Origin of the sequence: Spirillospora sp. NPDC049652 (assembly GCF_040675125.1) — a bacterium.
GTDB lineage: Bacteria > Actinomycetota > Actinomycetes > Streptosporangiales > Streptosporangiaceae > Spirillospora.
On the sequence record NZ_JBFAOF010001427.1, the window covers coordinates 1 to 1,369 of the forward strand.

A 1,369-nucleotide genomic window follows, 5' to 3' on the forward strand; every position below is an offset into this window, starting at 1 on the left:
GGTCGGCTCGTCGGCGAACAGCACCGCCGGACGGGTCACCAGGGCGCGGGCGATCGCGACGCGCTGCTGCTGGCCGCCGGACAGCTCGCGCGGCCGGTGCCGGCCGCGGTCGCCGAGCCCGACCTCGGCGAGCGCCGCCCGGACCCGGCGGCGGTCCACCCGGACCCCGGCGAGGCGCATCGGCAGCGCGACGTTCTGCTCGGCGGTCAGCGCGCCGACCAGGTTGAAGTTCTGGAACACGAACCCGAGCGAGCGGCGGCGCAGGTCGGTGAGGACGTGCTCGGGCGCGCGGGTGATGTCGCGGCCCGCGACCACCACGCTCCCCTCGTCGGCCCGGTCGAGCCCCGCGGCGCAGTGCAGCAGCGTGGACTTGCCGGAGCCGGACGGCCCCATGACGGCCGTCCAGGTGCCGGGCGGGAACGCGATGGTGACCCCGTCGAGCGCGGTGACGGCCGTGTCGCCCGCCCCGTACCGGCGCACGACGGACCGCAGCTCGACGGCGGGCGGGTGGACGGGCTGGGCCGGGTAGGGGGCCGCGGCTCGGGAGGTCGGGTAGGTCATGCCACTGATCCCACCGGTCGGGCCCCCGTCACCGGAACGGGGCCTCCCACCGGATCGGCCTTCGGGTTGTCCCCACCCCTGTACATACAGGCTGCCTGTATGTATTTTCCGGGTATGACCCGACGACCCGACCGCGCCACCGTGGTGAGCGGCCTCCTGGCCGCGTACCGCGCCCTCGCCGACCTGGTGGAGGGCCTCTCCGAGGACGACTGGAACGCCCCGACCCGCTGCCGGGGATGGCTCGTCCGCGACGTCGCCGCGCACGTGCTGGGCAACGCCGCGGACGTCGCGGACCGCGCGTCCGGCAGCCGCTCCCCCGACGAGCAGGCCGCCGCGCTGCGCGGCGGGACCCCGGCCGGGATCGCCGCGTCCCTGCGCGCGGCGGTCGCCGCCGTCGAGCCCGGACTGGCCGGGCTCACCGACGAGATCTGGGCGAAGCCCGGCCCGGCCGGCCGGACGGTCGGCAACGGGGTCCTGACGCTCTGGTACGACGCGTACGTGCACACCGACGACATCCGCGCCGCGCTCGGCCGTCCCGCCGAGCGCGGCCCGGGCCTGGGCGCGGCGCTCGCCTGGCAGTGCGAGGAGCTCGCCGGCCGCGTCTCCGCCACCCTCCGCCTGGACGGCTTCCCCGAGGCCGAGATCGGCGGCGGCGGGACGGTCGTGACCGGCGACCCGCACCGCTTCGTCCTCGTCGCGTCCGGCCGCCTGGACCCCGCCCCGCTGGGCCTGCCCGCCGAGGTCGACGTGCACGCCCGGTAGCCGCCTCCGGACGCGCGCCCGGTAACCACCCCTGCCGACGAGCGAG

Annotated in this window: 2 protein-coding genes; one reads left to right on the forward strand and one right to left on the reverse strand. The window is 77.4% G+C overall.

Going from position 1 to position 1,369, the window contains the following annotated elements; translation table 11 throughout:
* Window positions 1-561: ABC transporter ATP-binding protein (locus AB0J52_RS40780; RefSeq protein WP_500188595.1), on the reverse strand; the 561-nt coding region annotated here is incomplete at its 3' end.
* A 114-nt stretch (window positions 562-675) separates the two neighbouring features.
* Here AB0J52_RS40780 and AB0J52_RS40785 point away from each other — a divergent pair.
* Window positions 676-1,323 carry a maleylpyruvate isomerase family mycothiol-dependent enzyme gene (locus AB0J52_RS40785; protein ID WP_500188597.1) on the forward strand — a complete coding sequence of 216 codons (648 nt, stop codon included), beginning with the start codon at window positions 676-678 and terminating at the stop codon, window positions 1,321-1,323.
* Window positions 1,324-1,369: the final 46 nt, after the last annotated feature.